This window comes from Sphingobium baderi (assembly GCF_001456115.1).
In the GTDB taxonomy this organism is placed as follows: domain Bacteria; phylum Pseudomonadota; class Alphaproteobacteria; order Sphingomonadales; family Sphingomonadaceae; genus Sphingobium; species Sphingobium baderi_A.
This window is the reverse complement of sequence record NZ_CP013264.1, coordinates 427,079-452,449: the sequence shown is the minus strand read 5'-3', so window position 1 is coordinate 452,449 and position 25,371 is coordinate 427,079. Positions and strand designations below refer to the sequence as shown.

The 25,371-nt window shown below is 63.3% G+C and carries 22 protein-coding genes; 14 read left to right on the top strand and 8 right to left on the bottom strand.

The features are described from left to right. Positions 1 to 419 precede the first annotated feature (419 nt). Genes ATN00_RS02370 through ATN00_RS02330 form a run of 9 tightly spaced genes read left to right on the top strand, consistent with a single transcriptional unit; the run spans position 420 to position 11,390 of the window. Positions 420 to 1,502: a putative urea ABC transporter substrate-binding protein gene (locus ATN00_RS02370; protein WP_062061603.1), complete on the top strand. Its 1,083-nt coding sequence runs from the start codon at positions 420 to 422 to the stop codon at positions 1,500 to 1,502. Positions 1,503 to 1,541: 39 nt separating this feature from the next. Beyond that, positions 1,542 to 2,357 (top strand): ABC transporter permease, encoded by an 816-nt coding sequence (locus ATN00_RS02365; RefSeq protein ID WP_062061600.1) that lies wholly within the window; start codon positions 1,542 to 1,544, stop codon positions 2,355 to 2,357. Then, entirely contained in the window at positions 2,354 to 3,151 is a 798-nt protein-coding gene (locus ATN00_RS02360; RefSeq protein WP_062061597.1) for an ABC transporter ATP-binding protein, read from the top strand. Before ATN00_RS02365 ends, ATN00_RS02360 begins: the two co-directional genes overlap by 4 nt. Then, positions 3,148 to 3,600: a CopG family ribbon-helix-helix protein gene (locus tag ATN00_RS02355; protein WP_062061594.1), complete on the top strand. Its 453-nt coding sequence runs from the start codon at positions 3,148 to 3,150 to the stop codon at positions 3,598 to 3,600. Before ATN00_RS02360 ends, ATN00_RS02355 begins: the two co-directional genes overlap by 4 nt. Continuing rightward, positions 3,597 to 4,421, top strand: coding sequence for an urea amidolyase associated protein UAAP1 (locus tag ATN00_RS02350; RefSeq protein WP_062061591.1), 825 nt, complete (start codon positions 3,597 to 3,599; stop codon positions 4,419 to 4,421). The genes ATN00_RS02355 and ATN00_RS02350 overlap by 4 nt, the downstream gene beginning before the upstream one ends. Positions 4,422 to 4,438: 17 nt before the next feature. Beyond that, positions 4,439 to 5,074 carry an urea amidolyase associated protein UAAP2 gene (locus ATN00_RS02345; RefSeq protein WP_062061588.1) on the top strand — a complete coding sequence of 212 codons (636 nt, stop codon included), beginning with the start codon at positions 4,439 to 4,441 and terminating at the stop codon, positions 5,072 to 5,074. Continuing rightward, the gene (uca, locus tag ATN00_RS02340; RefSeq protein WP_062061584.1) at positions 5,071 to 8,667 is read left to right on the top strand and encodes an urea carboxylase; all 3,597 of its coding nucleotides are present in this window, start codon (positions 5,071 to 5,073) and stop codon (positions 8,665 to 8,667) included. Before ATN00_RS02345 ends, uca begins: the two co-directional genes overlap by 4 nt. Further along, a complete protein-coding gene (gene atzF, locus ATN00_RS02335) occupies positions 8,664 to 10,433 on the top strand; it encodes an allophanate hydrolase (RefSeq protein WP_062061581.1) in 1,770 nt (589 codons plus the stop codon). Before uca ends, atzF begins: the two co-directional genes overlap by 4 nt. A gap of 27 nt (positions 10,434 to 10,460) precedes the next feature. Beyond that, entirely contained in the window at positions 10,461 to 11,390 is a 930-nt protein-coding gene (locus tag ATN00_RS02330; protein WP_062061578.1) for a Vgb family protein, read from the top strand. 127 nt (positions 11,391 to 11,517) lie between these two features. On the opposite strand, the gene ATN00_RS02325 is transcribed toward ATN00_RS02330, so the two are convergent. The 5 genes from ATN00_RS02325 to ATN00_RS02310 all read right to left on the bottom strand — a co-directional run bounded on the left by ATN00_RS02325 (position 11,518) and on the right by ATN00_RS02310 (position 15,800). Further along, positions 11,518 to 11,907, bottom strand: coding sequence for a hypothetical protein (locus ATN00_RS02325; protein WP_062061575.1), 390 nt, complete (start codon positions 11,905 to 11,907; stop codon positions 11,518 to 11,520). Between the two features lie 7 nt (positions 11,908 to 11,914). After that, the gene (locus tag ATN00_RS02320) at positions 11,915 to 13,522 is read right to left on the bottom strand and encodes a tetratricopeptide repeat-containing sulfotransferase family protein (protein WP_062061572.1); all 1,608 of its coding nucleotides are present in this window, start codon (positions 13,520 to 13,522) and stop codon (positions 11,915 to 11,917) included. Further along, positions 13,519 to 14,466 (bottom strand): sterol desaturase family protein, encoded by a 948-nt coding sequence (locus ATN00_RS02315; RefSeq protein ID WP_082635068.1) that lies wholly within the window; start codon positions 14,464 to 14,466, stop codon positions 13,519 to 13,521. The genes ATN00_RS02320 and ATN00_RS02315 overlap by 4 nt, the downstream gene beginning before the upstream one ends. A 147-nt stretch (positions 14,467 to 14,613) precedes the next feature. Beyond that, positions 14,614 to 14,775, bottom strand: a complete 162-nt coding sequence (locus ATN00_RS23580; protein ID WP_197413651.1) for a hypothetical protein — start codon at positions 14,773 to 14,775, stop codon at positions 14,614 to 14,616. Between the two features lie 86 nt (positions 14,776 to 14,861). Then, positions 14,862 to 15,800: a LysR family transcriptional regulator gene (locus ATN00_RS02310; protein ID WP_062061569.1), complete on the bottom strand. Its 939-nt coding sequence runs from the start codon at positions 15,798 to 15,800 to the stop codon at positions 14,862 to 14,864. A gap of 383 nt (positions 15,801 to 16,183) precedes the next feature. On the opposite strand from ATN00_RS02310, the gene ATN00_RS02305 reads away from it, so the two are divergent. From ATN00_RS02305 to ATN00_RS02300, 4 genes are all read left to right on the top strand, one after another. Beyond that, positions 16,184 to 17,116 (top strand): LysR family transcriptional regulator, encoded by a 933-nt coding sequence (locus ATN00_RS02305; RefSeq protein ID WP_197413650.1) that lies wholly within the window; start codon positions 16,184 to 16,186, stop codon positions 17,114 to 17,116. A gap of 132 nt (positions 17,117 to 17,248) precedes the next feature. After that, complete coding sequence (locus tag ATN00_RS23310; protein ID WP_156415203.1) at positions 17,249 to 17,404, top strand: hypothetical protein; 156 nt, start codon at positions 17,249 to 17,251, stop codon at positions 17,402 to 17,404. Between the two features lie 8 nt (positions 17,405 to 17,412). After that, a complete protein-coding gene (locus ATN00_RS23305) occupies positions 17,413 to 17,565 on the top strand; it encodes a hypothetical protein (protein ID WP_156415202.1) in 153 nt (50 codons plus the stop codon). A gap of 6 nt (positions 17,566 to 17,571) precedes the next feature. Next, entirely contained in the window at positions 17,572 to 18,984 is a 1,413-nt protein-coding gene (locus ATN00_RS02300; RefSeq protein ID WP_062061563.1) for a phosphotransferase, read from the top strand. A gap of 115 nt (positions 18,985 to 19,099) precedes the next feature. Here the strand turns inward: ATN00_RS02300 and ATN00_RS02295 are convergent, their stop codons facing one another. Together ATN00_RS02295 and ATN00_RS02290 are read right to left on the bottom strand one after the other, a co-directional pair. Next, positions 19,100 to 21,316 carry an amylo-alpha-1,6-glucosidase gene (locus ATN00_RS02295; RefSeq protein WP_062061560.1) on the bottom strand — a complete coding sequence of 739 codons (2,217 nt, stop codon included), beginning with the start codon at positions 21,314 to 21,316 and terminating at the stop codon, positions 19,100 to 19,102. A gap of 10 nt (positions 21,317 to 21,326) precedes the next feature. Continuing rightward, positions 21,327 to 22,421 carry a glycosyltransferase family 4 protein gene (locus ATN00_RS02290; protein ID WP_062061557.1) on the bottom strand — a complete coding sequence of 365 codons (1,095 nt, stop codon included), beginning with the start codon at positions 22,419 to 22,421 and terminating at the stop codon, positions 21,327 to 21,329. A 497-nt stretch (positions 22,422 to 22,918) separates the two neighbouring features. Here ATN00_RS02290 and ald point away from each other — a divergent pair, with 497 nt between their 5' ends. Continuing rightward, the gene (ald, locus tag ATN00_RS02285) at positions 22,919 to 24,034 is read left to right on the top strand and encodes an alanine dehydrogenase (RefSeq protein ID WP_062068303.1); all 1,116 of its coding nucleotides are present in this window, start codon (positions 22,919 to 22,921) and stop codon (positions 24,032 to 24,034) included. A 6-nt stretch (positions 24,035 to 24,040) separates the two neighbouring features. Here ald and ATN00_RS02280 read toward each other — a convergent pair whose 3' ends face one another. Next, positions 24,041 to 25,243, bottom strand: coding sequence for a phospholipase D-like domain-containing protein (locus tag ATN00_RS02280; RefSeq protein WP_062061555.1), 1,203 nt, complete (start codon positions 25,241 to 25,243; stop codon positions 24,041 to 24,043). Positions 25,244 to 25,371 lie beyond the last annotated feature (128 nt).

The following is a 25,371-nucleotide window of genomic DNA, read 5'->3' as shown; positions in this document are numbered from 1 at the left end:
CAATGTCGGCCACGGTTATGGCCAGCGTATAAATATGGCCGAGCGTAATGATCAAGGACGCATGGGTGGGGAAAAATATCTGCTGCGATGCGGAAAGCCACCCCTATGCGATTGCTACTTGGCGAAGCGCATAAGAGGAGGTGGGGTCATAGGTGCGCTTTGGCGACTGCATGCCCGGCTCAGCTATGTTTCCTCTGATTCACCAAGCCGCAGGGAAAGCCGATCTCGCCTTCATCCCCGGGAACGCTGAGCGCATGGGGTTTCATGACAGACTGCCCGCCACCTCGCTTTTGTGTCGGCCTGATCCGGCCGTGGCCCGCGATGACGGCATAAAGTATTACAAAATTTATTAATCGTAATATCTCACTGGACAAGGCCAGGAAATCGAACGATGCTGCGATGCGAAAAGGGGACGAATCATGGTCGGATCGATAAGCAGGGCAAGCAAGATCGCATTGATAGCCGGAGCGTTCCTGGCCGCGTCCTGCTCCCAGCAGCAAAATGGCCCAGCGGAGCAACGGCACGAATTCAATATCGGATGGTCGATCTACGCGGGCTGGATGCCCTGGCCTTATGCCCAGCAGGCTGGGATCGTGAAGAAATGGGCCGACAAATATGGCATAAAGATCAATATCGTTCAGGTGAATGATTATATTGAGTCCGTTAATCAATATACGGCCGGTAAATTCGACGGCGTGACCGCCGCGAACATGGATGCGCTCACTATTCCTGCCGCTGGCGGCAAGGATACGAGCGCCATTATCGTTGGCGACTATTCGAACGGCAACGATGGCGTCCTGTTGAAAGGCGCGGACAAGATCAGCGCCATCAAGGGGCGGCAGGTCTACCTCGTCGAGCTTTCCGTATCCCATTATCTGCTTGCGCGCGCGCTCGCTTCGAGTGGTCTGGCGCTCAAGGACGTCAAGACCGTGAACACGTCCGACGCTGACATTGTCGGCGCATTCGCAAGCCCCGACGTCACCGCGGCCGTCGCCTGGAACCCGCAGCTTTCCGTCATGAGGGGGCAGGCCGGGGCAAAACAGGTCTTCAGTTCCGCCGACATACCGGGCGAAATCCTCGATCTTCTGGTTGTCGACACTGCCACGCTCAAGGCCAATCCCAATCTGGGCAAAGCGCTTGCCGGTATCTGGTATGAGACGGTGGCTCTCATGAAGCGTCAGGACGCTAAGGGCAAGGAGGCGCGAGCGGCGATGGCGAAGCTGGCGGGGGCGAAGCCGGAGATGTTCGAAAATCAGCTATCGACCACCTATCTCTATTCCGATCCGAAAGCCGCCGTGGCGGCGACCTCTTCCCCGGCGCTCGTCACGACCATGACGCGTGTGCGCGATTTCAGCTTTTCCAAGGGGCTGTTCAAGGGCGCATCGTCCGCCGATGCGGTGGGCATGGCTTTCCCCGGCGGCAAGACCCTGGGCGATCCCGGACGTGTGACGCTGCGCTTCGACGACAGCTATATGAAGCTCGCCGCCGATGGGAAACTTTGATCCTGTCCGACTTTGCTTGATTGAGGCGATGTGACGACCATGCGTTGGGTAAACCGTCAAATGCGGCGAAGCGACCGCCTGCTTCTCGGACTGGTGCCGATCCTGCTGCTGCTGCTCTTCTATGTGGTCATGGCCGCGCAGCGCCATGCCGCCAATCCGGCGGACAAGATATTGCCTTTGCCCAGCGGCATGGCGGAAGGCATGTCCGCGCTCCTCTTCGAAGCCGATCCCTTGTCTGGCCAGTTCCTGTTCTGGGCCGATACGCTGGCGAGCCTCCAGAGGCTGGGCATCGGCCTTGGCATCGCGACGCTGCTTACCCTTATAGTCGGGCTGGTGCTCGGCACGCTGCCGCCGGTGCGCGCGACCTTCGGCCCGTTGGTGACGGGCATAGCCGTCATTCCGCCCATTGCCCTGCTCCCAATCCTGTTTATCGCCCTGGGATTGGGGGAAACGGCGAAAATCGCCCTGATCGTGTTGGGAATCGCACCCGTCATGGTCCGTGACATAGCGGCCCATGTCGCCGCCCTGCCGAGAGAACAGATCATAAAGGCCCAGACATTGGGCGCGGGCAGTTGGCAGATCATGATCCGGGTGGCTCTGCCGCAAGCGATGCCGCGTCTCTTCCATGCAATGCGCCTGGCCCTCGGTCCGGCCTGGGTGTTCCTCATATCGGCGGAGGCGATCGCATCCGACGTGGGGCTGGGCTACCGGATTTTCCTCGTTCGTCGCTACCTCTCCATGGACATCATCATCCCTTATGTCGCCTGGATCACTCTGCTGGCGATCCTGATGGACGTGGCGCTTACTTTCCTGAGCCGCCGCTCCTTCCCCTGGGCACATGGAGAAAGCCATTGAGCGCGCTCCTCAGCCTTCGCGACATCTGGGTCGAATATGGCGACAAGATCGTCCTCGAAAAGGTGGACCTGGATATCGCCGCCGGTTCGTTCGTCTCGATCGTCGGGCCTTCGGGGGCGGGCAAGAGCAGCCTGTTGCGCGTCATCCTCGGCCAGGAAGCGCCGACCCGTGGAACCATCCTTCTCGACGGGACGCCTCTTGCGCCGGAATGCGGGCCGGATCGCGGCGTCGTGTTCCAACGCTATTCGGTGTTTCCTCATTTGTCGGCGCTCCGAAACACGGTTTTCGGACTGGAGTGCGCGCAGGCTCGCTTTTCGGCACGTCTGTTCGGCAAGGCGCGCCGTGCGGCCCTGGACGAAGCGGCCGCGATGTTGGCGGCCGTGGGCCTGGGCGACAGCCTCCACCTTTATCCCGCGCAGCTATCCGGCGGTATGCAGCAGAGACTGGCGATTGCCCAGGCGCTCATCAAGCGACCCCGCATCCTTCTTCTAGACGAGCCGTTCGGCGCGCTGGACCCCGGCATCCGATCGGACATGCACGCGCTCATCACGCAGCTTTGGCGCGATTATTCCCTGACCATCATCATGGTGACGCACGACATCCGGGAAGCCTTTACGCTCGGCACGCGCGTCCTGGCGCTCGACAAGCGCCGTCACGATCCCCACGCCCCGCATCGGTTTGGCGCCACGGCGGTCTACGATCTTCACCTGAAGGACCGGAACGATCGCGCCGCGGACGAGGATAAAAGTATTACTATTGACAGTATTGGTAATAATGAAGAGGATGCGGCATGAGCTCCGAACCCCCTAGTCTCGCCCGGCTCAGCATGAGCCTTCCCGCAGAGCTTTTCCGGCAACTCGATATGATGGTGGAAGAGCGCGAACTGCCTTCCCGCTCGCAGTTGATCGCCGAACTGATCCGCCATGCCCTTGCCGAGCACGAAGCGCTCATCCGCCCGGACGAGATGCTCGCGGGCACGATCACGCTGGTATATCGGGGCGATCGCGGCCGCGTGCGGCATCAACTCGCCCAGATGCAGGCCGATTATCTCAAGGAAGTCATCTCCGCGCAGCATGTGTTCCTTGAAGACGACCAGTCGCTGGAGGTTCTTCTGGTGCAGGGCCCTGCCGTGCGTTTGAAGACTTTGTGCGACGCCCTTCGACGCGTTCGCGGCGTGCAGCAACTCCAGCTTGTCACCACGACCGCGCTCCTGCCACCGCTTTACGAGCAGGAGGCCGAATGAGCGAGCCACTGGCCAATCCCCTGGCGGCGCGCGATCATGCCCGCGCCATGGCCGGCACGGTGGTCGAGGCGATGCCGGTCCTTCCGCCGGTTGCCGCCGACCTTCCCCAGGACGTAGCCGCCGATGATCTGCTGTGGGAGGAAACGGTCGCGGCGGGCGGCTATGCATCGCGGCGGCTGGCGCGGGGATCGCGGCTGCGCCTCATCGACCTCAAGGGCGACGCCTGCGCTTCCCTGCTGATCTTCAACGCGGCTATGCCGAGCGAACGTCTCAACGTGGCGGACACGGTGAAGGTGCAGTGGAACGCCTATCTGGGCGCGGGCAAGCTGCTGCTGTCCGATATGGGACGCGTGCTGATGAGCCTGCTGGAGGATGGGGCGGGTACGCACGACGCCTTTTGCGGCACATCCAACGCGGCGACCAACGCGGCGAAATATGGCGAGGGCCGGAACAGCGGGGCCTTTCCCAACGGGCGCGACCGTTTCCTGCTCGGCGCGGCCAAACATGGGCTTCAGCGGCGCGACATCCACCCGTGCATTAATCTGTTCAAAGGTTCGCGGATCGCGGCGGACGGGACGATCACACCGTTGGTCGGTCCCTTCGAGCCGGGCCGCGCCGTGCTCCTACGGGCGGAGATGGATGTGATCGTCGTGATCGTGAACTGCCCACATGTGCTCGATCCGCGCGAGAACTGGTCCGTGACGCCGCTGCGTGTTTCCGCCTGGCGCGGTCCGGTAGCGGCTGCCGACGACCCCATTCGCAACGCCACGCCGGAGGGCCTGCGCGCCTTCCAGAATGTCGAAGACTATTTCCGCCTCTAAGCGAGGAACATACCAGCATGAGCGCTGATCCCCATATCTCTGGACTTCCCGGCACCGTGATCCATGACGAGGTCGTGCCCGCGCGCGCTCCGTGGCTCCGCCATATCGGCGCGGGCCAGACGCTGCGTATCGTGGACCTGGAGGGCAATCAGGCCGTCGATTTCCTGCTCTATTCCGCCGCGGACGACACGGAACGTTACAGCGCGCAGGATACCGTCGCGGCGCAAGGCAGTCTGTTCCTGCGCGCCGGAACGGTGCTGCGGTCGAACGAGGGGCGGCCGATGATGACGATCGCCGCGAGCGCCGTCGACTATCACGACACCATCGGCGGGGCCTGCTCCTGTGAATCGAACACGCTGCGCTATGGCCATCACACCAAGTCCCAGCACGCCTGCGTGGAGAATTTCCTGGAGGCGAACCTCTCCGAAGGGCGCGGTAAGCGCGATATCGTCTCCAACATCAACTTCTTCATGAATGTGCCGGTCGAGGAGGATGGCGCGCTCGGCATCGTGGACGGCATTTCGGCGCCCGGCCTGACGGTCGACCTGCGCGCGGAAATGGACGTTGTCGTGGTCGTGTCCAACTGCCCGCAGGTCAATAACCCCTGCAACGCCTTCAATCCCACCCCCGTCCGCATGATCGTCGCCGCATGAGCTTCGACACGGTCCTGATCGCGAACCGGGGCGCGATCGCCACCCGCATCATCCGCACGCTGCGACGCATGGGATTGCGCTCGGTCGCCGTCTATTCGGAAGCGGATGCCGGTTCCCTCCATGTCGCCCAGGCGGATGAGGCGGTGTGCATCGGCGCGGCCCCGGCGTCGGAAAGCTATCTCAACAGCACCGCGATACTGGAGGCAGCGCGCATGACGGGCGCGGGGGCGATCCATCCAGGCTATGGCTTCCTGGCCGAGAATGTGGAGTTCGCCGAAGCCTGCGCCGCCACCGGGATCGTTTTCATCGGTCCCACGCCCGAAAATATCCGCACCTTCGGCCTCAAGCACAGCGCCCGCGCGCTCGCGGCAAGCCATGGGGTGCCCCTTGCGCCCGGCACCGGCCTCCTGACCGACGAGGAGGAGGCTGTCCATTCGGCGCATGAGATCGGGTTCCCGGTCATCCTGAAGGCGACGGCGGGCGGCGGCGGCATCGGTATGCGCGTCTGCGAGGACGAAGCAGCCGTGCGGCAGGGCTTCGCCGCCGTGGCGCGGCTGGGCGAGGGCAATTTCGGTGACGCGGGCGTCTTTCTGGAACGCTATGTCGGCCGCGCGCGCCATGTCGAGGTGCAGATTTTCGGCGACGGCGCGGGCCGCGTCATGGCGTTGGGCGAGCGGGACTGCTCGCTCCAGCGCCGTAACCAGAAGGTTGTGGAGGAAGCCCCCGCGCCGCTGTTGCCCGACGACGTGCGCGCCGACCTGATCGCGGCGGCCGTCCGGCTTGGCGAGGCGGCTCGCTATCGCTCGGCCGGAACGGTCGAGTTCCTCTACGATGCCGACCGGCGGCAGTTCTTCTTTCTGGAAATGAACACCCGCCTTCAGGTCGAACATGGCGTGACCGAGGAAGTGACGGGCATCGACCTCGTCGAATGGATGGTGCGCGGCGCCGCGGGAGACTTCGCCTTCCTCGACGCGAAGCCGCCCATGGCGCGGGGCCATGCCATACAGGTCCGCCTTTATGCCGAAGACCCGGCGCTCGATTATCGCCCCACTTCCGGCACGCTGACTGCCGTCGATTTCCCTGCCGACATCCGCGCCGAAACATGGGTCATGGCGGGCAGCACGGTAAGCGCATGGTATGATCCGATGCTGGCCAAGCTGATCGTCCACGCTCCCACGCGCGCGCAGGCGGCGGCGGCGATGCAGGCCGCGCTCGATGCGAGCCGGGTGGACGGGATCGAGACGAACCTGCGCTGGCTGCGCGAGGTGGTCCGCAGCGCGCCCTTCGTCAGCGGAGAGGTTTCGACCCGTGTCCTTGACGGCATCGGTTATAACCCCCGCAGCATTCGGGTCATCAGCGGCGGCACCGCGACGACCGTGCAGGACTGGCCGGGTCGACAGGGTCTTTGGGCGATAGGCGTGCCCCCATCCGGCCCGATGGATGACGAATCTTTCCGTATCGGCAACCGGCTGCTCGGCAATGCGGAGGGGATGGCGGGGCTGGAGGTGGCCATGACGGGCCCGACCCTCCTGTTCAACACGCCGGCGCGCATCTGCCTGACCGGTGCGGACTTCGGCGCGACGCTGGACGGCATGCCGGTCGCGCGCGGCACGGCCCTCAATGTCGGGGCAGGGCAGACATTGACCCTCGACCGCGCTTCCAGCGGCGGCATGAGGGGCTACGTGCTGTTCGCCGGTGGCCTCGACATCCCGCCCTATCTGAGTAGCCGCAGCACCTTCGAACTGGGTCAGTTCGGCGGTCATGCCGGTCGCCGCCTGCTTGCGGGCGACACGGTGCATCTGGGCACGGAAGCGACGGGCGACGCCCTGCCAGCGGTAAGCCTGCCCGAACCGGGCGGGGAATGGACGCTGCGCGTGCTCTATGGTCCTCATGGCGCGCCCGATTTCTTCACGGACGACGACGTCGGCGCTTTCCTCTCCGCCGATTGGCAGGTCCACTATAACAGCAATCGCACCGGCGTCCGCCTCGTCGGGCCGAAGCCCCGATGGGCGCGTACGGACGGCGGCGAGGCGGGGCTGCACCCGTCCAACATCCATGACAACCCTTATGCGATCGGCGCGGTGGACTTCACCGGGGACATGCCGATCATCCTGGGACCGGATGGACCATCGCTGGGCGGCTTCGTCTGCCCGTTTGTGGTGATTGCGGCCGACCGCTGGAAGATCGGACAACTCAGACCCGGCGACCGCCTCCGCTTCATGCCCGTGACGATAGAGGATGCGGCGGCGGCCGATGCGGCGCAGCGCGCATTCGTCGGGAGCGGCCTGACCCCGGCCTCAACCGCCCCGCGCAGCATCGCCGTCCTGTCCCCTATTCTGGCGCAGATCGATGAGACGGAGGGGCGGCCGCGCACCATCTATCGCCAGCAGGGCGATCGCAACATATTGGTCGAATACGGCCCCATCGTCCTCGACATCGAACTGCGTATCCGCGTCCACGCCCTGATGCAGGAACTGGAGCGGCAGGCGCTGCCGGGCATCGTCGATATCGTGCCGGGCATACGCTCGCTGCAATTGCATTTCGATGGCCGGGACATGGACCAGCAATCCGCGCTTTCGGCCTTGATGGCGGCGGAAGAGCAATTGGGCGATCTCGCCGATTTCTCCATCCCGTCCCGCATCGTCCACCTGCCGCTCAGCTGGCGCGACCCCGCGATCATCGAGACGATCGAGAAATATATGGGCGCGGTGCGCGACGACGCGCCCTGGTGCCCGGACAATATCGAGTTCATCCGCCGCATCAACGGCTTGCCCGATGCCGATGCGGTGGAAAGCGTGATCTTCGACGCCAGCTATCTGGTCATGGGTCTGGGCGACGTCTATCTGGGCGCGCCGGTCGCGACGCCGATCGATCCCCGGCACCGGCTCGTCACCACCAAATATAATCCCGCTCGCACCTGGACTCCGCCCAATGTCGTGGGGATCGGCGGCGCCTATATGTGCATCTACGGGATGGAGGGGCCGGGCGGTTATCAGCTTTTCGGCCGGACCATTCAGGTATGGAACAGTTATCACCAGACCGACGCCTTCGCGGATGGCAAACCCTGGCTGCTGCGCTTCTTCGACCAGATTCGCTTCTTCCCCGTCAGTGCGGAGGAACTGGCGGAGTGGCGTCGCGATTTTCCGAGCGGCCGCCGTTCGATCCGGGTGGAGCAGTCCGAATTTCGCCTCGCCGATTATCGCGCGTTCCTGAACGACAATGCCGCCGCCATTGCGGCGTTCGAGGCGCGGCGTCAGGCGGCATTCGATGGGGAACGCGCCGAATGGCAGCAGCGCGGCGAGTTCGACCGCGCGGAGGCGCTGGACGAAGCGGTCGCGCCGTCCGCCCCCGCCATCGAAGTGCCCGAGGGAGCCGACCTGATCGAAGCGCCCTTTGGCGGCAGCGTCTGGAAGCTGCTGGTCGCGGCCGGGGACGAGGTGAAGGCAGGCGATACCATCGCGGTCATAGAGATGATGAAGATGGAATGTCCGGTGGAAAGTCCCGGCACGGGAACGATAGCGGCGCTCTACATGCAGGAACGGCAGTCTCTCCTGCCCGGCGCGCCGATGCTGGCGCTGAGGCGGCATTCATGAGCGCGTCGGCCCGGCAGAGCGCCGCCGCCATCGCCGCTGCCGTCCATGCGGGGCGGACCAGCGCCGTCGCCGTGGCCGAGGAGTCGATGGCCCGGATCGAAGCCTATGACGCCGTCCAGCCGCAAATCTGGATCAGCCGCGCAGCGCGGGACGATCTTGTTTCCGCGGCGCGAGCCATCGACGCCCGCGTCGCAGCGGGCGAAGTCCTGCCGCTGGCGGGCGTCCCCTTCGCCGTGAAGGACAATATCGACGTCGCCGGATTCGACACCACGGCGGCTTGCCCCGCCTTCGCCTATCGCCCGGAAGCCTCCGCCACGGTCGTCGAACGATTGCTGGCGGCCGGCGCGCTTTGTGTCGGCAAGACCAATCTCGACCAGTTCGCCACGGGGTTGAACGGCACGCGCAGTCCCTATGGGAGTCCCCGCAACGCCTATAATCTCGCTTATGTCAGCGGTGGATCGAGTTCGGGTTCGTCCGTCGCCGTGGCGGCGGGACTGGTTCCCCTTGCGCTTGGCACCGATACGGCGGGATCGGGCCGCGTTCCTGCTGCTTTCAATCATCTGATCGGGTTCAAGCCCAGCAAGGGACGATGGAGCACCAGCGGCCTCGTGCCCGCGTGCCGCACGCTCGATTGCATCACCGTATTCACCAATGACACGAGCGACGCCCGCATCGTCGACGATGTGCTGGCAGGCTTCGATCCGGCCGATCCTTATTCCAAAACGCTCGCGAACCGGCCGCTTGGGCGCAAGACCATCGGCGTGCCGCGCCGCGACCAGCGTATCTGGTTTGGCGATAGCGAGTCCGAATATCTCTACGACTGTACGCTGGAGACGCTCGCGGGGCTTGCAGACATCGTCGCGATCGACATCGCGCCGCTCCAGGAAGCGGCGCAGCTTCTCTACGGCGGCCCGTGGGTTGCCGAGCGGACCGCCGCCATGGTTGGCATATTGGCCGATAATCCCGATGCGGTCGACAACACCGTTCGCCAGGTGGTCGAACAGGGCGTGGGCATGAGCGCGGTAGACCTGTTCAACGGCATCTATCGTCTCGCCCAGCTCAAGCGTCATGCGGACATGCTCTGGACGGGCATCGATCTGCTGGCTTTCCCGACGACCGGTACGACCTATCGCGTTGCCGAGCTTCTCGCCGCGCCGGTCATGCTCAACAGCAATCTGGGCGTCTACACCAATTTCGTGAACCTGCTGGACATGGCTGCGGTGGCCGTGCCCGCCGGAATACGCGCGAACGCCACCGGGTTCGGGATCACCCTGATCGGTCCGGCCGATAGCGACCGCGCTCTGCTGGAAGCGGCGGATGCGTATATCGCGGCGTCGGACCTTCCATCCCCACCACCTCTCGATCTGGAGGGTAAAGTGCAGACTGTGAAGCTCGCCGTCGTCGGCGCCCATCTGAAGGACATGCCGCTGCATTGGCAACTCACCTCGCGGGATGCCAGGTTCATCGGCGCATTTGAAACCGCGCCCCATTACAGACTTTATGCCATGGCCGACAGCGTGCCGCCCAAGCCCGCACTTGTGCATAGCGAGGATGGCGGACCGATCGCCCTTGAGGTGTATGAACTGGGCGTCGCCGAATTTGGCAGCTTCGTCGCGGAGGTGCCCGCGCCGCTTGCCATCGGCACGGTGACGCTGGCCGACGGGAGCAGCGTCAAGGGCTTTGTCGCCGAACCACGCGCCATGACGGGCGCGCAGGACATAACGAGCCTGGGCGGATGGCGTGCCTATATGGCGCAGCGCGGTTAGTGGAAGTTGGCGAAGAGGGGGCAAGACATGCGAAAGCTTGGTATGATGCTCATGGCGGCGGTTGCGGGCTGTGCCTTGATGCCGTTTGCCGCACGGGCGCAGGATGAACAGATTATTCCCGTGCCGGGCTTTGCGGACTTCCTGGCGGTCGACGGAAAGACCGTCTGGGTCACGAACGATGGACGTGTGGAGCAATGGTCGCGCCAGGGTAAGCTTGCCGAGGTCGCCATGTCCAAACCATGCGGCGCCATGGCGATAGCCCATCGCGCCCTGTGGGTTGCCGATTGCAAGGATGGCACGCTCAACCGGATCGATACGCGGACCGCGCGGATAACCGCTTCGATCCCCACCGGAATCGCCAACCCCATGGGGGAGCTTAATGTGGTGGCGGGCGCGGGATCGGTCTGGGTCGCGAGCGATGAAAAGGGCGTGGTTGCCCGCGTCGATCCGGGGACCAACCGCGTGAGCGCATCCATTTCCGTGGAGCCGGGCACCTATTATCTCGCCTTCGGATACGGATCGGTCTGGGTGGTCAGCAGCAAGCGCCAGACGCTCCAGCGCATCGATCCCCGAACCAATGCTGTCGTCAAGAGCACGGCCTTGGGCAAGGAACCCGGCTTTCTCGCCGCCGGGGCTGGCGCGGTTTGGGTGCAGGAGCAGGGCGATGGCACGGTCGCCCGCATCGATCCCCTGACCGGCGAACTATCGGGCCGCGTGAAGGTCGCGGAGACTCTGAAATATGGGGATATCGACACAGGCGGCGGCAAGCTGTGGCTACGCACCACGGACGATCAGACATTCGTCGTGATCGAACCGAAGACCATGACGATCCGGGCGCGGGTGGGGAAGGCAAGCGGCAGCGGCGCGCTGCGATATACGCGGGCGGGCCTGTGGACGACGGCGCATGATCTGCACACGCTGTCCTGGTGGCCCAATCCTGTGAAGATCGGTCACTGACCGACCCGTGCAGATCCGTTCCGCAATCGCGAGACTACGTCGTGTAACGGGAGGCCATCCGAACTTGCGAGTTGGTCGAGGCGTCGATTGATAATCAGGGATCGGACGCCCCCAGCGCGCGGCGGATTTACCGGATACTGACAACCAGTGAGGCGAGTTCCGTGACATGGCCCAATAGCCCGATCGGAAGGTCGGCCTTGGCCGTGGTTTCTGCGTGGGTTTCAGGATCGAGAAGAGTGACCCTGATCGTCCGGGCCAGGGGTGCCGACCATGCGCGCACCGTTTCGATCGGCAGGCGAACCCGCCAATGGCGCTTGCCTTCCACCACCACCGTATGGCCATTGATGCGGACCATGGACGCCGCATCGTCGCGCTGACCGGAAATAAGGAGGCAGCTTCCGGAACGGCATGACACCAGCCGCGTGCTCGGCTCGGCCGCGGCCGTTGCGGGGGATGCGATGCAGGCGATGACCGCCGCGCCCAGCGCCAATGCCTGTTTTCCTGTTCGATATACCATGGCCGGTTCAGGCTCCTTGCAAGGCTGGAAAGGATACCGGGTTAAAGCCGATGCCGGCTTCCTCGAAGAAGCGTTTCACTGGTTCCAGGACATCCACGTGCCGTTTCCAGCGCGCGACCGAGTCCGCATAGATCGGACGGCGGACCTGCGCGGCGCTGGGCGTTGAAACAGGCGCGCGATTTGTGTGGAACGACAGGCAGGTATTCGACCACTCCAACCCGCAATGCGCGAGCAGCCGCCGCGTTTGCCCTTCCTGATCCGCGATCAGATCCTCATAGCGGATTTCAAGCACGCGCCCGGGCAAGACCGTGCGCCAAAATGCGATCAGCCGATCGAAACGGGCGTAATAGGCGGCGATGTCGAGCAGGTCGTAGCTATAGTCATAATAACGCGAGCCGATCGCGAACAGGTTGCGGAAATTGCTGAGCACCGTGTCCATCGGATGACGGCGGAGGCACACGATCCTGGCCGAGGGCAGGGACCGCGCGATAAAGCCCGCATAGTGGAAATTGCCCGGAAACTTGTCCGTGAACCTGCGGGCGGGATCGCGCCGGTGATGACGTGCTCTTTGCAGATAATCGCGCCCGATATCGCGCATGTCGCTGCTCGCGGCCGCCATGATCGTCTCGGGGGCCATGACCATGGGACCGCGCGTCCCGGCCGCCTGTTTCACCGCAAGTGGCATGGCCTGCAATTCCCCGGCGCTTTCGACATCGGGATGCGATGACAGGATGCGATCGACGAGCGTGGTTCCGGTGCGCGGCATGCCGATGATGAAGATGGGCGCATCGCGGGACGGCTCCGTCGCAGGAGCCTGTGCCAGCGTCGACCAGCTCGCCTCCACGGCGTCGAAGACGGCGGCGTCGCGCGCGAAGGCATAGGGCAGGGCCCTGCGATGCTCCGCATTTACCGCCATAAGCCTGTTCAGCGCCTCGACCGGCTGGCCGATATCTTCCATCTCCTTTGCCAGCGCGTAGCCGAGCAACAGCCTGCTACGGCCATCGCGTGCATTGGCATAGGTCCGCGTCAGCCGCTCGACATGATTATGCTCCCGCGTCTGCTTGCGGATGCTGGTCAGGAGATGATGGGCGCGCGCCTCGTCCGGCGCCAGCGCGATCAGTGTCTCCAGCGCTGTCTCGGCCTCGGCCACTCGCCCCAGAAAATTCAGGGTCGTTGCCTGATTATAGCGGAATTCCCTGTTGCGCGGTTCCAGCCGCACCGCCTCCGTGAAATGAGACAGCGCGGCGGCGTGGTCGCCGAGGCGGGCATAGACGCAGCCCATGGTATCGCGGCTGAGCGCATCGGTGGGGAGCGTCTGCTCCGCATCCCGGAGCATCGCGGCGGCGTCGCCATCCCGCCGGATCAGCACGAAGAGTTTTGCAAGCTGCGCGCGATATTCGCCCTTCGGGTCGAGCATGATCGCCCGGCCGACATGCTGGATGCCGGCCTGGACGCGACCCGCGCCCGATTCCGCCACGCCGAGCAGGAAATGGCCTTCGGCATCGCCGGGGTCCGCAGCCACCAACGCGGCGGCAAGCCGGTGCGTCGCGTTGAGGTCGCCCCGGAAGAGGGAGTCTCGTGCTGCGCTGACCTGCCCGGCGCGTGTTGCCATCATGCCGCCGTTGCACCTCCCGCCGTATCCAGATTGTGGCTGGACGCGGCGTTGTCATTTTGCTGCCTACCCGCCGCAGCAAGGGACTGCTCTCGCCTGGCTTTCATCCGGTCGATCAGAGGTTGCACCGGAAACATCGTCTGTTCCCAGATCGACAGCCGCTTGCGGTCGTCCTGCCCGACAATGGCGGCTTCGCCCTCGCGATAGGTGCCGAACAGCCGGTCGAGAAGGATCAGCGAATTGCCATAGTTGCAGCGGGTGCTTTCATAGTCCGTCGAATGGTGCAGGCTGTGGTGCCGGATGGTCGTGAAAAAGAAGGAATACCAGATGGGCGGGTCGGATCGCACATTGGCGTGCGCGAAGGTCGACACCACGCCCAGAACATTGAACGCGCAGAACATGGCGGTTTGCTGGATGTCGAAAAGCGCGACCAGGCTGAGGCTGATGAGGAACAGTTCGATGGGATTGCCCACCGCGCCCTTCGCCGCGTTCAGTTGCGTGATGTGATGATGCGGCGCGTGGGTCAGCCAGAAGGGATGCCAGTTATGCATCAGCCTGTGCATCCAATATTGGCCGAACTCGATGATGAAAATGACCATGGCGACCTGCACCAGGAAAGGCAGGTGCGTGATCCATTCGGTGCTGATGCCCAGCGATTGCTTGGCTGCTTTCAACGGATCTTCGGCCAGCTTTTGCGAAGCCCATGAAATCGCGGTGGCGCTCATGACCACATAGAAAAGATCCGTGAAGAATTCCTGCCTGTTCATGCGCCAGCCGGCATGCCGTTCGGCGACCCATTCCAGCAGCAGCACGCTCGCCGTGATGAGCGGGGACATCACGGCGAGCGTCCATGGATTTTCGAGCAGGGCATCGGGACCGAAGGCCCAGAACAATAGGACCATCGCGATCATCGCGGGGGGCACCAGGTTGAGCATGGCTTTTTTCATGACATTCCCGTCTGGATGGCCGCGCCGCCTGTTGCGGGCGTCAGGAGGATTGTGCGGTGGATTGGAATTTCGGTGAGCGCATTGCATGCTGGGCAAGGCTTCGCGGCGCTGCGGCGTCGAAGAGGTAGGTTCCGGCATAGACGCAGCTCAGTGTTCCCACCTGTCATGCCGCGTGCCGCCGATGGCCTGGGCCCTGGCGGAAATGCCCTCCAGAAGCAGCCGAAGGGCCGCCGCACCGATCATCGCGGCGCGTCCGCCAAGGCCATGCCTGCTCTCAGGATGAAGAATCGCTTTCCGGCTCAATCGCATGCCACACTCCCTTCGGTGTGTTGAAACTGAGCCAGGGCGCGTCAGGGCGGCAGGCGCAAATTTGCGATGAAAGGCATAGATTTACATTATGACCTGCGCTGCGCGCGGATGCGCCTCACGACCTCGTCCAGGAAAAGCTGCGTGGCCGTGTCTCGCGCCGGGTCGAGCCGGGCCAGGAGAAAAATGTCGTAGGACGGCTCGAAATCGGCATGGAGCATCGGCCAGAGCCTGCCCTTGGCGACATCCTCCTTAACCGCGAGGACGGGGAGAAAGCCGATGCCGACCCCGTGAACAATAAGGCGCCGCGCCTCGTTTATGTCCTCTGCCAGCCCACTCACCTTGGCGCCGAGCCTATAGCGCCGGCGCAGATGGGTAATCGTCTCGATCTCATCCTCGCCGGTCAGCACGAACCCTTCGTCCCTGAGTTCGTTGAGACGGCTGACATGATAGCCAAAGAGGGGATGGCTGCGGGCGCAATAGAGCTGCTGACGCTCGGTGAACAAAGGTTCGTAGACCAGGCTGCCGCGAACATTGCTGTCATAGCCTACGCCTATCTCCACTTCACCTCGCTCCAGCGCGTCGAGCACCTGACGCCAGGGAGAGACGCGGATCTCTATATGAATGTCAGGATTGCGTCTGTGGAAGCTCGCAATGGCCTCGTCGAACTCGGGAGAAACGAGCGCTGACACGATCTGGATACGAACGATGCCTTCGACGCGCTTGGTGGCCTGCGCGATCTGATGCGGCATCATCCTGGCTGATTCCAGCATGTCCTCGCACAGCGCCATCATGGCCTTGCCCGCCGCCGTCATCTCCACGCCTGTGGCGGAGCGGTGCAGGAGCGTTGCCCCGACCTGATCTTCCAGCCGCTTGAGTGCGGCGCTGATGCTCGGCTGTTGCTTGTTGAGTTGCCGCGCGGCCGCGCCGATGCCGCCGGCCCGGACGATATCGACGAAGGTCCGCATCAGGTTCCAGTCGACACGGCTCGCGAATTTCTTGTCGGTCAACGGTGTCCGGTCGCTCATAACCTGTCTTTCCTGTCGATCCCAGACCTTCGGGGATGGATGTCGGCTTGCAGAATAACGCCGCGTGCGCTCAGGGCCATAGATCAAATCGATGCAAAGCCTGAAATAGGCGTGAATGTCGCTATGGGCCGCCGGGATCGCTTACGATCAGCCCGACTTGGCCGCCCAGGGGAAGGCGAAATGACCGCAAATGACTGCTCGGCCTGGTTGGCTTCCACAATCTCGCGCGGCGGCTATAAGCGGGCTTTTGCTGGTAAAGCTGGTCTTCAGCGGTGTTTGCAATATTCTGGCGGGAACATGCGGGCCGGAAATCGACATTGGCGCGAGCGAGAGGGTGGACGATGTCCGATGAGATGAGACAGGCCGATTTTGGTGGATATCGCATGCCGGGCAAAATCAGTCTTCAGCATCTGCGATATCTGGTCGCCTTTGCAGAGCATCGCACGCTGACCGAAGCCTCCGCCAATCTGAACGTGTCCCAGCCCGCCATTTCCCGCGCATTGAAGGAATTGCAGGCCGAACTGGGTTGCCAGTTGCTGCGGCGCGTCGGCCGCAGTCTGGAACTCACCACGGCAGGCCAGCGGGTGCTGGCGAGCGCGCGGCGCGCGCTCGCGGCCATCGACGACATGCAGCGTGTCGCCGGGGAGCAGTCGGCCCATGTGTTGCGTATAGCGACGCTGGGCGCGATGGCGGCGGGCATGGCGCCCGTTCTGGAACGCTTCATGCGTAAAGAACCGCTGATCCGCATCCAGATCCAGCATATGGCGCAGGATCACGAGATGTTCGACCAGTTGCGGCGTGGCGATGTGGACGTCGGCTATTGCGGTCTTGTGAAGAGGCCGCGCGGCCTTTCGATTACGCCGACCCGGCCGCTCGGGATCGTGCTGGCTTCTCCGATCGGTACGGATTTGCCCGATGCGGTCCGTTTCGCCGATCTTGACAGGCTCCCCATGGTCATGCCGCCTTTGACGGAGGAGCGCCGACGGCTGTTCGACGATCCCTGCTCCCGTGCCGGCGCCTTGCCCGACATCGTGCTGGAAAGCGGCGACACGACGACTTTTCTCAGCAGTATCCAGGCCGGCATCGCTTCATCCATCATGTGGGACGTCAATGCCGTTCAGTCGACCGATATAGAAATCCGCCCCTTCGATCCGCCGCGTTTCCATCCGGTCGGTTTCGTCCATGTGTCGAAACCGACTGCGCTGGTTCGCAAACTGTTGAGCCTGTCACGGAAAGTCGAACGCGAACGCGAACGCACCGCGAGCCGTCAGCCGACCGCGCCGAAATATATGTCGCAGGTTATCGAACTACCCTAATTATAACTGCTGCCATTCTTGTTTACGGCCGGACGCCTGCCCCATGAATGTCTTGCATGAGACCCGGACATAGCCGGGCCGTCACGCCGCACCTCGCGGGGGGAGCGGCAGGCGATCCGTGAAGGGAGAGCGATGATGAAGAACGCAAGGTCCGATTGGGAAGGTGTCGCCGCTTCGGGGCCTGATGCCGGCCTGTTCGCGAAGAATTCGCTCCCCGAAGGCACCGGCACGATCACCACCCTGACCCGGTCCGCGATTTCGGTTGGTATCTCGTCATCGCCGCGCTGAAACATGCGATGCTCGCAATAAGGGACTATGGCGATGGCAGGGTCATCGAAACGCTGGAGGTGCCGCCGGATTTTGCGATGGAGCACCTTCATTTTTCCACCTCGACCGTCACGCAGCCAACACGCTGGGCAACGGATGAAGAACCCCTCGATAAAGGATAATGGGACATGGCACTGACCGAAGCGGCGAACAGCTATGCCGATAATGTCGAATTGCTGAGTGTTTGGCTCCGGGACGAATTGGGATGTTCCGACATCGCTCTCGACAAGCAACGCCGCTGGCGTCCGGTCTGGCACGCTCGCGCCCGGCAAAATGGCGTGACGCGCGAGTTCCTGTTGAAAGGCGACCGGACCTGGCCCACCCATCCCTATCCGTTGGACTATGAAATGCGGATGCAGCGCACGCTGCATGAAAATGGCATTCCCATCCCGGCCATTCTGGGCATGTGCGACCGCCCGAACACCATCGTCATGGAATGGATCGACGGCGGACGCGATCCGGGCCTTGTGCAGCAGGCGATCGAAAGCGCGTCGGTGATGACCGACGACCGCTGGGCGGCGTCCTTGCGCTACATGGAAATCCTGGCTGACGTCCACCGCATCCCCTACCAGAAATTTGCCGAAGCGGGCGCCGACGTGCCGCAGGGCGCGCAGAACATCGCCATGCATAATTATGAGCGGTTCCATGCCATGACGCAGGCGCAGGGTGTGACCGATCCCATTCTGGAGTTCTGTGTCCGCTGGTTGCGGCGTAACTATCCGCGCAACCGGCAATCCATTTCCTTCGTCACCGGCGATTGTGGGCAGTTCCTGTCCGACGGCCCGCGCGTGACCGGCATATTGGATGTGGAGATCGGCCATCTGGGCGATCCGATGCGCGACCTTGCCTGTTTCCGGGGCCGCCATCCCATCGAGAATATGGGCGATGTCCCCGCGCTGTTCCGTCATTATGAAAAGGCGATGGGCGTACCGCTCGATCATGATGCGATCGCGTTCCACACAGTCGCATTTCTGGCCGAGGCCATTTATGGCCCGCTGTTCGGCCTGTACGAAACCGGACGCGGCGGCGACTGGGTCGAGGCGGCAGTGCAGGTGCCCATGATCGGACGGCGCTGCATGGAGGCGCTGGCCGAGATATTGGAGATCGAACTGGATGAAATCCAGCTTCCGCCTCCAGCGCCTGCGGATCGGGACGAACTGGCGCTCCGCAAGCTGGCGGCAGAGATCGACCGTCTCCCTGAAAGTGAGGCGCTGCAAGGGTGGCAGCGCAATATCCTTGCGTCCATCCCGCACTATCTTGAGCAGAAGACCCGCTATCGCGACTGGCTGCGGGAGGAAGATCTGCGCGATCTGGAAAACCTGCTCGGCAAGCGTTTCGACGACGTTTCCAGCGGCGATGATGCCCTGATGCATTTCATCGCGGCCAGCACGCCGGAGCATGACATCGCCCTGACGCGCTTTTTCCACCGGCGGATGTTGCGGCAATGTCTGGTGATCGCCGGCGCCGATGCATCCGCCGACCATGTCCTTCTGGCACGGATGGAACCGCTGGTGCGAGGGGAGGCTACACGGCAAGGCTGACGGGCGTTTTTGGCGGAGGAGAGGCGCGACCTTTGGTCGATGGATGGCGACCATATCGCCATTTCCTGCCATGAACCCGCCAGTTGGTCGCGCACGCGGAGCGGTTGGACGTCGATCAGGTCAGGATGAGCACGCGCGCATCCTGACCATGGGATGATTTGACGACGACATTGCCCGCCAGGTTCACGAACTCGATATCGATTTTGGCTTCGCCGATGGGAAGGTTGCTGAGCGTCAGCGTGTCCAGAAAGTCGGGCAGGGTCGGTTCGATCAGCCGGACCCGCTGCGCGTCCGTGTCGAAATTCAGACCCAGGCTTGCCTGGATGAGCAACAGCGGAGCGGCGGCCGACCATGCCTGCGGGCTGCATGCGACGGGATAGAAGGTCGGACCCTGCGCCCGTCTGCGGGGAAAGCCGCAGAAGAGTTCGGGCAACCGCATCTGGTCGACATAGGTGGCTGCGGCAAAGAGACCCTCGAAAACCGTCGCCGCTTCCTTCCTGTAGCCATAGCGGGAGAAACCCGCCGCGATCAGCGCATTGTCGTGCGGCCAGATCGACCCGTTATGATAGCTCATGGGATTATAACGGGCTTCCGTCGATGCGACCGTGCGGATGCCCCATCCGGAAAAGGACGCCGGGGCCATGAGCGATCGCACGACCGCGTGAGCGCGATCCTTCCGCGCCAGCCCGGCAAAGAGGACATGGCCGGCATTGGACGACCGAACGCGGCAGGGGCGTTTCCGTCCGTCCAGAGCCAGCACATAGGTGCCAAGCTCCTCATCGAAGAAGGCCGCGTCGAATGTATCGCGCAAATGGTTCGCCCGCTCCACATAATGGCTGGCCCGGTCGACTTCCCCCAGCCTGGCGAAGATCGCGGCGGCGGCGTTCCATGCGCCGAACACATAGGCCTGCACTTCGGCGAGCGCGATCGGCCCCTGTGCAATCGTCCCGTCGGCATGGAAGATGGAATCGTGGCTGTCCTTCCAGCCCTGATTGACCAGACCCGCGTCCGTCAAACGGCCATATTCGACGAACCCGTCGCCGTCCCTGTCGCCATAGACGTCGATCCAGTTCAGGGCCGCGTCGAGGTTATCCCTTATCCCCGCGATAAAGGAGATGTCGTCCGTCCGTTCCAGATAGACGCCCGCCAGCATCACGAAAAGCGGCGTTGAATCGATGCTTCCATAATAATGGCGGAAAGGAACCTCGCCCAGTTCGGCCATTTCGCCATGGCGCACTTCGTGCAGGATCTTGCCCGGCTCGGCATCGGCCGCCGGATCGAAATCCGTCGCCTGATGCGCGGCCAGATAGCCCAGCACCCCGCGGCTGATCGCCGGATCCAGCCAGAGCGTCTGCATCGCTGTGATGAGCGCGTCCCGCCCGAAAATCGTGCTGAACCATGGAATGCCGGCATAGGGATAGGGACCATATTCGGTCTCGGTCGAAAGCATGGCGATGTCCGCGACGGCGCGGCGGGTCACTTCGTTGAAAAGCTGATTGGAAGAATGGATCGTGGCGCCGCGCGCCAATGCCTGCCGTGATCCCTGCATGGCTTCGCGAAGGGATTTCAGGAAACGCTTGGGCAGGTCATCGTCGGACTGTTCGGCCACGCAGCCGATCCGCATGAAGATCGTGCACCGCTCCGCCGGGGACAAAGTGATGTCGAAAAGGGCATCCGTGGCCGTCAGTTGCCGGGGGACCGGATCGAATTCGATCTGGGTAACGCGATCCTGATCGTCCCGGCCTTTGTAGCGAAGGCATACTGTATCGGACTGTATTTCCGGTTCCATCATCGCGCCGCGCCGCAGGCGAACGGTGCCCCGGATCTCGAACAGATCCCGGAAATCGGCATCGAAGCTGATGCCGACCGTCATCTGCCGTGTCTGCTTGTCGAAATTGCGGATGGTGATGCGTTCGTAAACGGCGCTTTTCCACAGGAACCGGGTCCGGCGAAGGTGGATGAGGTCATGTTCGACCTCCACCCGGCCGTCCGCCCCTATGAAATCGGGATTGGCCAGATCGCAGGTCAGCATCGTGTTGTCGTCCCGCAGGCCCGAACTCAGCAGGATGGGGCGCTGCCCGTTCACCGTCAGGAACAGGTGGGAGAGGTGCCGCGTGTCGCGATAATAAAGCCCCTCCGGACTGCCTGGCCCGGAAATGGCGTCTCCGCTGTGGTCGAACACGGCGAAGCTGTCGCCATGTTTCAATGTGCGCGGGCGGCGTTCGTGCAGCGAAGCGGTTGCCGGGATGAAGAACTGCGTGTTCATCTGCGACAGCCTCTGTTCCAGGTCCGCATTCGCCAGGTCGGTTTGCGACTGGATGGATGATGCCATGGGCTGTCCTTTACGCAACGATTTGCAGGTCGGCTTCTTCCCCCAGCTGACGACGCAGGCGCGCTGCTTCCATGCGCGCGCCGGGCAGGCCACGATAGAGCGAGATATAGTCGCGCGCCATGCGTTCCGCAGTGAAACGTGCATCAAATGCGGCACGGACCCGCCTGCGGTCGAGATCCTTCAATCTTGCCACGGCCGCCACCGCTTCATCCTCGCTCTCGACGATGAAGCCGGACACGCCCTCGTCGATGATCTCCGGGACCGATCCGCAGCGAAAGGCGATGACCGGCGTGGCGCAGGCCATGGCCTCGATCATCACCAGCCCGAACGGCTCGGGCCAGTCTATCGGGAAGATCAGGGCGCTTGCCTGCCCCAGAAATTCCGCCTTCTGCCGTTCGTCGATCTCGCCGATGAAGCTGACATTGGGATGGCGTTCGATCAGCGGCGCGATTTCCGTTTCCCAATAGTGCCGGTCGACCGCATCGATCTTTGCCGCGATACGCAGCGGCATACCCGACCGGGCGGCGATGCGGATGGCCCGGTCCGGCCGCTTTTCGGGGGAAATGCGCCCCAGAAACGCCAGATAGCCCTGACCTGGCCCCAATTGCGGCGGCAGCAGGTCCGCAGGCAGGCCATGATGGATGGTCCCCGCCCAGGTGACGGGCGGCATCGGCAATCTCTGATGGTCGGAGATAGACACCAGCGGATGATGCGGAAACACGCGATAGAAAGCGGGGAGATCGGGCAGATCGAGCCGCCCGTGCAGCGTCGTCACGGTCCTGTCCAGGCAGTCCCGCACCATGGGCATGTGCAATATGTCGATATGGAAATGAAGCGCATCGAATGCGTCGGCGCGGCGCATGACCGCTTCCAGCAGCATCATATGATAGGGGATCGGGTCGATGACCTTTCCATTGAGCCGCAACGCCATGTCCGTGACGGGGACGAGTTCCGCGCTCGTTCGGGAATCCCCACTGGCGAACAGGGTGACGTCATGACCCTGGCGGACCAGTTCCTCGGTAAGATAGGATACGATCCGTTCCGTGCCGCCGTAAAGTTTAGGAGGAACACTTTCCGCCAAGGGCGCAATCTGGGCAATCTTCATCCATGAATCCTCACATGGCTGGCCCATCGTCGATAGCGGTCATTGGCCCGACATCATCCGGAACGACCCTCCCTATCGGAGCAGTTTCCGATTCTGGGGAGGAAGGGGGATGGATGTCTACAGGCTGATTGTGTTTCCGATATCCAACTCCGACCAGTTTCCTGGGAAAAACGTTCATTCTGGCCATTTCGCGCACGGGAAAAGCACGGCTCGGAGATTGTCCCCTCACCCGTCTTCGTCACGATGCTGAAATATACGCTCTTATAACGATAGGGGGGACGAGACGTTCCCATAAATCGTGCTGATCTGGATCAACGTGCAGGACAGGCATCCGGCAAGGAACGCGCCGCCCGCGGATCGGTCATTCCAGCTTCATCGGCATTGGAAGAATATTGCCCGCTGGCCAATTGCGGGAACAAGCGTCATGATTTCCGCAATATCACCATGGCAGGCCGGGCGTGCCCATGGCGCGCCGGGGAAACCGGGAGAGCAAGGTCATGATTGTCGGTACCGTCAGGGAAATCAAGAATCACGAATATCGCGTCGGCCTTACGCCGGAAAGCGCGCATGAACTGGCGGCGCATGGCCATGACGTGCTGGTGGAAAGCGGCGCGGGCGAAGGGATCGGCGCGCATGACGCACTTTATGAGCGGGCCGGCGCGCGCATCGTCCCGGCCGCCGCCGAAATCTTCGCCACGGCGGAGATGATCGTGAAGGTGAAGGAGCCGCAAGCCGGGGAGCGCGCCATGCTGCGGCCCGGCCAGATCCTCTACACCTATCTCCACCTCGCGCCCGACCCCGAACAGACTCGCGACCTCATCGCGTCGGGCGCGACCTGCATCGCCTATGAAACGGTGACCGACAACAGCGGCGGCCTTCCGTTGCTCAAGCCGATGAGCCAGGTCGCGGGCCGCATGTCGATCCAGGCGGGCGCGACCGCGCTCGAAAAGGCGAATGGCGGGCGCGGCGTGCTGCTGGGCGGCGTGCCGGGCGTGCTGCCTGCCAAGGTCGCTGTGATCGGCGGCGGCGTGGTCGGCTTCAATGCCGCGCAGATGGCGGCGGGCCTGGGCGCGGACGTCACCATCCTCGACCGTGATCCGCAGGCGCTCGAACGGCTCGGCATGTATTTCGAGGCGCGGGCAAAGACACGCTTTTCCAATCGCGCGAACCTCGCCGAATGCGTGGCGGAGGCGGACCTTGTGATCGGCGCGGTGCTGATCCCCGGCGCCGCCGCGCCCAAGCTGGTGACGGCCGAAATGCTGAGGACCATGAAGAAGGGGGCGGTTTTGGTCGACGTCGCGATCGATCAGGGTGGCTGCTTTGAAACCAGCCATGCGACCACCCATGCCGAACCGACCTATATCGTGGACGGCATCGTCCACTATTGCGTCGCCAACATGCCCGGCGCGGTGGCCCGCACCAGCACCTATGCGCTCAACAATGTGACGTTGCCCCATGCGCTGCGGATCGCGGATCTGGGCTGGAAGGAAGCGATGCGCCGCGACCCGCACCTGCTCGCGGGTCTCAATGTCTGGGACGGCAGGATTACCTATCAGGCGGTGGCCGAAGATCTGGACCTTCCCTATACTCCGGCGGAACAGGCCATCGCCTGACGTTACTCAATCCGCGTCCGGGTTACGGAAATTGAGCCGCCGCGTCACGGTATAGTCGAGCACGCCCACCAGCAGATAGCTGATCCACTGTTTCGCCAGCGTCAGCGGGCCGCGCTGCGCCTTGTAAGTCTCCAGCGTGATCCGGCGGCTTTCCTGCGCCTGCCGCGTGATGAAAGCGCGCATGGCTTCGGCAAAGGGCGCATCCTCCACTTTCAGCATGACTTCCAGATTGAGGAACAGGCTACGCATGTCGAAATTGGCCGATCCGATATAGACCGCATCGTCGATCACGATCAGCTTCATGTGCAGCTTGCACGGCTGATATTCGAAAATCTCCACGCCCCGCTTCAGCAAGGGGCCATAGAGCAGCCGCGCCGCCGCGACGGTCGCGCCATTGTCTGACCGGGCGGGCAGGATGATGCGCGCGCCCTTGCGCCGCGCCGCGCGGGCGATCCGTTTCAGCATCCCCCGGCCCGGCGAGAAATAGGCTTCCACCATGTCCACCCGCCGCGCCGTCTCCAGATCGCGTTTCACCACCGTCGCCCAGGGGCTGAGCCGGCGCGTCGGCCCGCCGATCAGCCAGCGGAACGGCGATCCTTCCTGGCGCCGCGACCGTTTGCCCCAATGCCGCACCAGCCCGCGCAGCAGGCGGAAGCTCTGCTTGCGCGTCGACACCCATCGCCAGAGCTGACCATACCACAGCGTCATCGCCTCGGCCTGCGGGCCGTCGATCATCAGGCCCAGATCGTGCCAGCAGTCATCTTCCGGCAGGCCGAAATAGCTGTCCTCCACATTGAAGCCGCCGATCAGCAGCCGCCGATCGTCGGCGATCGCCATCTTCTGATGATTGCGGATCAGATAGCGGGTGGAGCGCCGCGCCCCGAACCAACCGAAATGCCCGCCTGCCTCGATCAGCGGGTCGAAGAAGCCGGCCGGCGTCTTGCCCGATCCGAAGGCGTCGATCATCAGCGTCACGGTCACGCCCCGCGCCCGCGCGGCGACCAGCCGGTCCAGCACCAGCCGCCCGCTATGGTCATCGGCAAAGATATAATAATAAAGCTTCAGGCTCTCGCGTGCGCCGTCGATCAATTGGATGAGAGCGCCGCGCAACGCCGGGCCATGATCGATCACGCGCAGATCATTGCCGTCCAGCGTGAAGCGGATGCCGTCCGTCTCCTCGGGCGATGGGGCGGGCTGGTTGGTCGCCATGCCCCGTTCATGCGCTCATTCGCCGCGCTTGGCCATAGGGGCGGGAAGTCCGGTGCTGAGTGACGATCATGGGTGAAGAGCGATTGCGCGCCTCCCTCCCCGTTCGTCCTGAGTAGCCACTTCGATAA

What these genes read in the sequence shown, in the direction of transcription:
- ATN00_RS02370 (WP_062061603.1), top strand. Translation starts at nt 420, where the DNA reads ATGGTCGGATCGATAAGCAGGGCAAGCAAGATCGCATTGATAGCCGGA.
- ATN00_RS02365 (WP_062061600.1), top strand. Translation starts at nt 1,542, where the DNA reads ATGCGTTGGGTAAACCGTCAAATGCGGCGAAGCGACCGCCTGCTTCTC.
- ATN00_RS02355 (WP_062061594.1), top strand. Translation starts at nt 3,148, where the DNA reads ATGAGCTCCGAACCCCCTAGTCTCGCCCGGCTCAGCATGAGCCTTCCC.
- ATN00_RS02350 (WP_062061591.1), top strand. Translation starts at nt 3,597, where the DNA reads ATGAGCGAGCCACTGGCCAATCCCCTGGCGGCGCGCGATCATGCCCGC.
- ATN00_RS02345 (WP_062061588.1), top strand. Translation starts at nt 4,439, where the DNA reads ATGAGCGCTGATCCCCATATCTCTGGACTTCCCGGCACCGTGATCCAT.
- uca (WP_062061584.1), top strand. Translation starts at nt 5,071, where the DNA reads ATGAGCTTCGACACGGTCCTGATCGCGAACCGGGGCGCGATCGCCACC.
- atzF (WP_062061581.1), top strand. Translation starts at nt 8,664, where the DNA reads ATGAGCGCGTCGGCCCGGCAGAGCGCCGCCGCCATCGCCGCTGCCGTC.
- ATN00_RS02330 (WP_062061578.1), top strand. Translation starts at nt 10,461, where the DNA reads ATGCGAAAGCTTGGTATGATGCTCATGGCGGCGGTTGCGGGCTGTGCC.
- ATN00_RS02325 (WP_062061575.1), bottom strand. Translation starts at nt 11,907, where the DNA reads ATGGTATATCGAACAGGAAAACAGGCATTGGCGCTGGGCGCGGCGGTC.
- ATN00_RS02320 (WP_062061572.1), bottom strand. Translation starts at nt 13,522, where the DNA reads ATGATGGCAACACGCGCCGGGCAGGTCAGCGCAGCACGAGACTCCCTC.
- ATN00_RS02315 (WP_082635068.1), bottom strand. Translation starts at nt 14,466, where the DNA reads ATGAAAAAAGCCATGCTCAACCTGGTGCCCCCCGCGATGATCGCGATG.
- ATN00_RS23580 (WP_197413651.1), bottom strand. Translation starts at nt 14,775, where the DNA reads ATGCGATTGAGCCGGAAAGCGATTCTTCATCCTGAGAGCAGGCATGGC.
- ATN00_RS02310 (WP_062061569.1), bottom strand. Translation starts at nt 15,800, where the DNA reads ATGAGCGACCGGACACCGTTGACCGACAAGAAATTCGCGAGCCGTGTC.
- ATN00_RS02305 (WP_197413650.1), top strand. Translation starts at nt 16,184, where the DNA reads ATGCCGGGCAAAATCAGTCTTCAGCATCTGCGATATCTGGTCGCCTTT.
- ATN00_RS23310 (WP_156415203.1), top strand. Translation starts at nt 17,249, where the DNA reads ATGATGAAGAACGCAAGGTCCGATTGGGAAGGTGTCGCCGCTTCGGGG.
- ATN00_RS23305 (WP_156415202.1), top strand. Translation starts at nt 17,413, where the DNA reads ATGCTCGCAATAAGGGACTATGGCGATGGCAGGGTCATCGAAACGCTG.
- ATN00_RS02300 (WP_062061563.1), top strand. Translation starts at nt 17,572, where the DNA reads ATGGCACTGACCGAAGCGGCGAACAGCTATGCCGATAATGTCGAATTG.
- ATN00_RS02295 (WP_062061560.1), bottom strand. Translation starts at nt 21,316, where the DNA reads ATGGCATCATCCATCCAGTCGCAAACCGACCTGGCGAATGCGGACCTG.
- ATN00_RS02290 (WP_062061557.1), bottom strand. Translation starts at nt 22,421, where the DNA reads ATGAAGATTGCCCAGATTGCGCCCTTGGCGGAAAGTGTTCCTCCTAAA.
- ald (WP_062068303.1), top strand. Translation starts at nt 22,919, where the DNA reads ATGATTGTCGGTACCGTCAGGGAAATCAAGAATCACGAATATCGCGTC.
- ATN00_RS02280 (WP_062061555.1), bottom strand. Translation starts at nt 25,243, where the DNA reads ATGGCGACCAACCAGCCCGCCCCATCGCCCGAGGAGACGGACGGCATC.